The organism is Falsiroseomonas sp. (assembly GCF_041690465.1).
In the GTDB taxonomy this organism is placed as follows: Bacteria; Pseudomonadota; Alphaproteobacteria; order Acetobacterales; family Acetobacteraceae; genus Falsiroseomonas.
Genome location: NZ_JAWLHG010000006.1, coordinates 203816 through 211131, shown reverse-complemented (window position 1 = coordinate 211131; position 7316 = coordinate 203816). Strand labels below are relative to the sequence as shown.

General features: G+C 68.3%; 6 protein-coding genes and 1 pseudogene. All 7 read left to right on the top strand.

Features of this window, described 5'->3' with window-relative positions; translation table 11 throughout:
- Positions 1 to 194 precede the first annotated feature (194 nt).
- The 7 genes and pseudogenes from ACESM1_RS09415 (at position 195) to ACESM1_RS09385 (ending at position 7246) form a co-directional block, all read left to right on the top strand.
- Positions 195 to 1619: pseudogene (locus tag ACESM1_RS09415) on the top strand (ABC transporter substrate-binding protein).
- 20 nt (positions 1620 to 1639) lie between these two features.
- Positions 1640 to 2617: an ABC transporter permease gene (locus ACESM1_RS09410; protein ID WP_372619503.1), complete on the top strand. Its 978-nt coding sequence runs from the start codon at positions 1640 to 1642 to the stop codon at positions 2615 to 2617.
- A complete protein-coding gene (locus tag ACESM1_RS09405; protein ID WP_372619502.1) occupies positions 2601 to 3464 on the top strand; it encodes an ABC transporter permease in 864 nt (287 codons plus the stop codon). Before ACESM1_RS09410 ends, ACESM1_RS09405 begins: the two co-directional genes overlap by 17 nt.
- Position 3465: 1 nt before the next feature.
- The gene (locus ACESM1_RS09400) at positions 3466 to 4455 is read left to right on the top strand and encodes an ABC transporter ATP-binding protein (RefSeq protein WP_372619500.1); all 990 of its coding nucleotides are present in this window, start codon (positions 3466 to 3468) and stop codon (positions 4453 to 4455) included.
- On the top strand, positions 4439 to 5467 hold the full coding sequence (locus ACESM1_RS09395; protein ID WP_372619498.1) for an ABC transporter ATP-binding protein: 1029 nt from the start codon (positions 4439 to 4441) through the stop codon (positions 5465 to 5467). The genes ACESM1_RS09400 and ACESM1_RS09395 overlap by 17 nt, the downstream gene beginning before the upstream one ends.
- On the top strand, positions 5464 to 6252 hold the full coding sequence (locus ACESM1_RS09390; protein ID WP_372619497.1) for a polysaccharide deacetylase family protein: 789 nt from the start codon (positions 5464 to 5466) through the stop codon (positions 6250 to 6252). Before ACESM1_RS09395 ends, ACESM1_RS09390 begins: the two co-directional genes overlap by 4 nt.
- A gap of 58 nt (positions 6253 to 6310) precedes the next feature.
- Positions 6311 to 7246, top strand: coding sequence for a dipeptidase (locus ACESM1_RS09385; RefSeq protein ID WP_372619496.1), 936 nt, complete (start codon positions 6311 to 6313; stop codon positions 7244 to 7246).
- Positions 7247 to 7316 lie beyond the last annotated feature (70 nt).

Sequence of the window (7316 nt, the reverse complement as noted above, 5' to 3'; positions counted from 1 at the left end):
GGCGCGAATGATCTTCTGTTCCTGTGTCATCTCCAGGTTCTCCGTCCCGCCGGTGGGCGGGCCGCGGTCCGAGCGCGAGGGCAAGGACCGCGCCCCGCCTACCGGCTCCATCCTTCGAGAACCAACACAGACTGTCCGATCAAGTCTCAGCTATCGCAACGCTGACATCGCATCTCGCCACCGATACGCCGGCGATGATGGTTGCGAATAACCTGTTCAACGCGCTGGTGCTACTGAACGAGAAGCTGGAACCGATCCCAGACCTCGCGCAGCGCTGGACCATCTCGCCCGGTGGCCGCGTCTATACCTTCGAGCTGGCGCAGAACGCGCGCTGGCACGACGGCAGGCCGGTTACCGCGACGGATGCCTAATACACCTTCAACGAGATCATCGCGAAGGTGCATCCGCGCGCCGGCTCCTGGTGGCCGAATGTCGAGAGCGCGAAAGCGACGGGGCCGCATGCCTTTGAGTTCCGCCTGAAGGCGCCCTTCGCGCCCTTTCTGACCATGCTGGGCAGCGTGCTGTCCTCCGGTGCGCTGATCATGCCGAAGCATATCTACGAAGGCACCGATCCCCGCACCAACCCGGCCAACCAGCGCCCGGTCGGCAGCGGTCCCTTCACCTTCTCGCGCTGGCAGCGCGGCGGCTTCATCGAGCTGAACCGCAACCCGACCTACTTCAAGGCGAACCGGCCGTACCTTGACCGCCTGGTGTTCCAGGTGTCGTCGGACCCGGCGGCGCGGCTGCTCGCCTTTGAGCGCGGCGAGATCGACTTCCTGCACTGGTACATCGTGCCTTACGACCGCATTGGCCAGCTACGCAGCGACCGGCGCTTCACGCTCTACCAGAAGGGCGACGCGGCGGCGACGAACGGGCTGATGCTCATCAACCACCGCCACGAGCAGCTGAAGAACGCGAAGGTGCGCCAGGCGCTCGCGCATGCCATCGACCGGAGGTCGATCAATGAACGCGCGCTGTTTGGCGAGGCAAAGGTGGCGCAGAGCCATGTCGGCAGCACGATAGCCTGGGCCTTTACCGATCGGCACGACTACGCCTTCGACCCGGCGAAGGCCAACGCGATGCTCGAGGAGGCCGGCGCGCGCCGCAGCGCCGACGGCAGGCGCTTCCCGCTGCGCCTGTTCTGGGCCGCCGGCCGCGACTACGAGGGGCGGGGGGCGGAGATCATCAAGGACAACCTGCGCGATGTCGGCATCGACGTGACGGTGCAGACCTTCGACCGCACCTCCTTCATCGACCGCGTCTTCCGGCAGTGGGATTTCGACCTGGCGATGCAGCTCTTCACCACCGGGCCCGATCCGACGGTCAGCGTGACGCCGCGCTACCACACGAAGCAGATCCGCCGCGCGCCCTTCGTGAACGGCATGGGCTACTCCAACCCCGAGGTGGATGCATTCTTCGACCGCGAGACGGCGATCACCGACCCCGCCGAGCGGGCGCAGGCCTGGCATGAGATCCAGCGCATACTGATGCAGGACCTGCCGGCGCTGCCGCTCTACGAGCTGCCGCCGATCCACGCGGCGTCCTCGAAGTTCGCCAATGTGGTGACGGGGCCCCAGGGCTACATCGAGAACCGCGAGGACGCCTACGAGGTGCGCTGAGGCGAGGAGACGCGCCGGGTATGGCGCCGCCACTGCTGCTGTATGCCGGGCGGCGCCCGTTGCAGGCTGTGCCGCTCGTCCTCGTCATCTTCCTGATCAACTTCACACTGATCCAGGCGGCGCCGGGCGATCCGATCGACTTCCTGCTCGGCTCCTCCGACGCGACAGAGGAGTACATCGCGCAGCTGCGCGAGGAATTCGGGCTGGACCAGCCGTTTCTCACGCAGTTGCTGGCCCATCTCGGCAAGGTTGCGCAACTCGACCTCGGCTACTCGCTGCGCTTCCGGGAGGACGTGCTGACGCTGATCCTGTCGCGCCGGCCGGCGACGCTGCTGCTGATGGGTTCGGCGCTGGTGGTGGCGAGCCTGCTCGGCGTCCTGCTCGGCGCGGTGGCGGCGCGGCGTCCCTACTCGCTCACCGACAATGCCGCGACGCTGTTGGCGCTGGCCGGCTATTCCATGCCGGTGTTCTGGCTCGGCCAGATCATGCTGCTGGTCTTCTCGCTGCATCTCGCGATGTTCCCGACCCAGGGCATGATGAGCCTGCGCGCGCCGCGCGAGGGGATCGGCATGGTGCTGGACGTGGCGCATCACCTGGTGCTGCCGGTCGCAACCTACAGCGTCTACCACCTCGCGCTGGTGTTCCGCCTGACGCGGGTGAAGATGCAGGAGACGCTGGCGCTCGACTTCATCACCACGGCGCGCGCCAAGGGCCTGCCGGAGAGTCGCGTGGTCTATGGCCATGCGCTGCGCAACGCCATGCTGCCGGTCGTCACCGTGATCGGGCTGAACTTCGGCTTCATGCTGGCCGGCTCCGTGCTGACCGAGACGGTCTTCGCCTGGCCCGGCACCGGCCGCCTGCTCTACGACGCGATCGGCCCGCGCGACTATCCGCTGCTGATGGGGCTGTTCACGGTGCTTTCCGTGATGGTCATCCTGGCGAATGTGCTGACCGACATAATCTATGCACTCATCGATCCCCGTGTCGTCTACCGCTGAGACCGCCGTCCCGCCGGCGCCCTCCGCGTGGCGCATCTTCCGCCGCAACCGCGCGGCGGTGGTGGCGGCCGCCGTCGTCGTTCTGCTCGGTGCCTTCGCGCTGCTCGGGCCGACGCTGGTGCCTTTCGACCCGTCGCGCACCGGCGTGGGGCCGAGCATGGCGCCGCCCGGCGTGCCGCACCTGATGGGCACGGACGAGCTCGGCCGCGACGTGCTGAGCCGTGCGGCGGGCGGCCTGCGCATCTCGCTGCTGGTCGGGCTGAGCGCCGCAGGCGCCGCGACGCTGATCGGCCTGCTGGTCGGCGGCACGGCGGGGTTCTTCGGCGGCCTGATTGACGACGCGCTGATGCGCGTGACGGAGATCTTCCAGGTCATCCCGCGCTTCTTCCTGGCGATCCTGCTGGTGGCCTTCTTCGGCGCAGGACTCGCCAACATCATCTTCGCCATCGCCATCCTGGGCTGGCCGGAGGTGGCGCGGCTGGTGCGCTCAGAAGTGCTGACGCTGCGCAACCGCCAGTTCGTGGACGCGGCGCGGATCGCCGGCGCCTCGCGTACTGCACTGATCGCGGGCGAAATTCTGCCCAACGCGATGGGGCCGGTGGTGGTGAACACCTCTCTGCTGATCGGGCAGGCGATGCTGCTCGAAGCGGGCCTGTCCTACCTCGGCCTTGGCGACCCGTCCGTGGTGAGTCTCGGCGTCATGCTGCAGGAGGCGCAGCAGATCATGCGCAGCGCCTGGTGGACCTCCGCCTTTCCCGGCGCGCTGATCTTCCTCGCCGTGCTGGCGCTGAACCTGCTGGGCGACGGGCTGAACGACGTGCTTGATCCGCGCGCGCGGGAACGCTGAGATGGAGCCGCTGCTCTCCGTCCAGGGGCTCCGGACGCACATCGCCACCCATGCCGGTACGCTGCGCGCCGTGGATGGCGTGGACCTGCATGTGATGGCCGGCGAGGCGGTGGCGCTGGTCGGCGAGTCCGGCTGCGGCAAGTCCATGACCGCGCTTTCGCTCATGCGCCTGGTCCGCCCGCCCGTGCGCACCGTCGCCGGCCGCGTAGCGTTCGAGGGTCGCGACCTTCTACCCCTGAACGACGCCGCCATGCGCAAGCTGCGCGGCGACCGCATTGCCATGGTCTTCCAGGACCCCATGACCTTCCTCAACCCGCTGATGCGCGTCGGCGACCAGATCGCGGAGACGGTGGCCCTGCATCGCGGCCTCTCCCGCGGCGCAGCGCGCGCCGCCGCGGAGGAAGCACTGCGCAGCGTGCGCATTCCCGATCCGGTGGCGGTCGCGCGCAACTTCCCGCACCAGCTCTCCGGCGGCATGCGCCAGCGTGCGCTGATCGCCATGGCGGTGGCCTGCCGCCCCGCGCTGCTGGTGGCGGATGAGCCGACCACTGCGCTAGATGTCACCGTCCAGGCGCAGATCATGCGCCTGCTGGCCGGGCTGCGGCGGGAACTCGGCAGCGCGATGCTGCTGATCACGCACGATCTCGGCCTGGTCGCGGAGTACTGCGACCGCGTCTATGTCATGTATGCCGGCCAGATTGTCGAGCATGCCGAGGTGCGCGAGCTGTTCCGTTCGCCGCAGCATCCCTACACCCGTGCGCTGCTCGCTGCCGCTCTGCCGCCGCATCGCCGCGTCGCCGACTTCGCCGCCATCGAGGGCCAGCCCCCGAGCCTGCTGACCCCGCCTTCCGGCTGCCGCTTCCATCCGCGCTGCCCCTCGCGCTTCGCTCCCTGCGACCGCGAGGCGCCGCCGCTGCTGGAACCGGCGCCAGGCCGCACCGCCCGCTGCTGGCTGCATGCAAGGAGCGGGTCCGATGCCGTCGCTTCTTGAGGTGCGCGACCTGGACGTGCGCTTTCCCGTCGGCGGAGGCTGGCTCGGCCGGGGGCGCCGCTGGGTGCGGGCGCTGGACGGCGTGAGCGTGGATGTCGCGCCCGGCGAGATCGTCGCCGTGGTCGGCGAGAGCGGCTGCGGCAAGACGACGCTGGCGCGCAGCATCCTCGGCCTGGTGCCGCCGAGTGCAGGCAGCGTGCGCTTCCGCGGGGCGGAGGTCAGCGGCCTCGATCGGAAGGACATGCTCGCCTATCGCCGCGCCGTGCAGATGGTGTTCCAGGATCCATTCGACAGCTTGAATCCGCGCCGCACGGTCTTCGGCACGCTGGCGCGCTCGCTCCGCATCCACGGCATAGTGCCGCAAGCAGAGATGCGCGCGGAGGTGGCGCGGCTGCTGGATCGCGTGGGCCTGAGTCCGGGCGTGGCGTTCCTGGATCGCTACCCGCACCAGTTCTCCGGCGGCCAACGCCAGCGCATTGGGATCGCGCGCGCACTGGCAGTGCGGCCGGAGGTGATCGTGGCGGATGAGGCGGTCTCAGCCCTCGACATCTCGATCCGTGCGCAGATCCTCTCGCTCATGCAGCGCCTGCGCGACGAGCTCGGCGTCGTCTGGCTGTTTATCACGCACGACCTCGGCGTGGTGCGCTCGGTCTGCGACCGCGTCGTGGTGATGTATCTCGGGCGCGTGGTGGAGGAAGGCCCGACGGAGGCACTGTTCCGACGCCCGCGCCATCCATATTCGACGGCGCTGATCAATGCCTGCCCGGTGCCGGATCCCGTGCTGGCGCGCGCGCTGCGCACGGAACCGCTGGGCGGCGATCCGCCCTCACCGCTCTCGCCGCCGCCGGGCTGCCGCTTCCATACGCGCTGCCCCGTCGCGCGGCGCGTCTGCGCCGAGCAGGACCCGCCGCTGCGCGTCATTGGCAGAGACCGCCGCGCCGCCTGCCACTTCGCCGAGGAGGCGGAGTCCTGGCCGATGCTCGCCCATCTCACTGAGGATACCCCAGCATGAGCGACATCTTTCCGGTGGTGGTCGGGATCTGCCTGGACGCGGAGGCGATCTGGGTCGGCAAGGCGCCGGAGAACAAGGAGCGTCCGGTGCTGCTCTCGCACGGCGCCTTCGCCATCCGCGAGGGGCTAGCTCCGCTGCTCGATGTGCTGGACGAGCACGGCGTGTGCGCCACCTTCTTCGTCCCTGGCATGATTGCGGACCGCTACCCCGATGCGGTGAAGCTCTGCGCCGATCGCGGCCACGAGATCGGCAGCCATGGCTATGCCCACCTGCCTGTGCACACCCTGACGGCGGAGCAGGAGGAGCACGAGCTGGTGGCCGGGCTCGACTCGCTCGCGCGCATCACCGGCCAGCGACCGACCACCTGGCGTTCGCCGTCCTGGGAGTTCTCGCCGCGCACGCTGGACCTGCTGCTGAAGCATGGCGTGAGCGTCTCCACCAACTACCACGACGCTCTGCGCCCCTATCGGCACATGCGCGACGGCAAGCCGCTTCCTCTGGTGGAGCTACCGGTGCAGTGGCATCTGGCCGATGCGCCCTACTTTCTCTACGGCGGGCAGATCGGGCGCGTGATCCGTCCGGCGACGGATGCCGAGCAGGTCTGGACCGAGGAGTTCGACGGCCTCTACGAAGCGCCGGGCGCCTTCTACCACCTGACGCTGCATGTACAGCTGATCGGCCATCCCGGCCGACTGCGCATGCTGCGGCGGCACCTGCGGCATGTGCGCGGCCGGCCGCGCGTGCAGTTCATGACCTCCCGGCAGGCGGCATCGCTGGTTCCCTGAAAGGCATCCCCTCATGGACGATTATCTGCACCGGAACTAGGTTCTGATCGACGGCCTCGTGGTCTCGAAGTGGAGCCCCAAGGTCTATGCCAACATGCAGCGCGGCGGACTCACCGCAGCGAACTGCACGGTTTGCGTCTGGGAGAATTTCCGAGACACGATGCTGAACATCGCCAGGTTCAAGTGTGCGATCTCCGACCAGCCCGACATCCTCATGCAGGTCCACTCCGTCGCCGACATCCGCAAGGCAAAGGAACTCGGCAAGGTCGGCATCATCCTGGGCTTCCAGAACACCTCCGCGATCGAGGACCGGCTGGACACGCTGCAGCTGTTCAAGGCGCTCGGCGTCGGGGTGGTGCAACTCACCTACAACACGCAGAACCTGGTCGGCGCCGGCTGCTGGGAGGAGAATGACAGCGGCCTTTCCGGCTTCGGGCGCGAGGTGGTGGAGGAAATGAACCGCCTCGGCATGCTGGTGGACCTTTCCCATGTCGGGGCGAGGACGGCGGACGACGCGATCAGGCATTCGAAGAAGCCTTGCGCCTATTCGCATATCTGCCCGGCAGGGCTCTACGATCATCCGCGCAACAAGTCGGACGCGGCGCTGCGCTTCATCGTGGAGTGCGGCGGCTTCGTCGGCGTCACCACCTATCCGCCATTCATGAAGACCGGTGCGGCGAGCACGCTGGACGACTGCATCGACGTCTTCGAATACGTGATCAACCTCTGCGGTGAGGGGAATGTCGGCATCGGCACCGACTTCACCGAGGATTACGGCGAGGACTTCTTCGATTGGCTGCGTCACGACAAGGGCTATGCACGCCGGATGGTGCCCACGCGCGGCACCGCGCCCTTCGTCAAGGGGCTGGAGACGCTGGCGGATTACCCGAATCTCACCCGTGCCATGCAGCGCCGCGGCTGGAGCGAGACGCGGATCCGTGGCGTGCTGGGCGAGAACTGGCTGCGCTTCCTGGGCGAGGTCTGGGGCGGCTAGTCGGTCGCGGGCAAGGCCAAGTCGCCGGCAGGCAAGGGCAGCGGCGCGGTCCTGCGAAACTTCGCCCCGA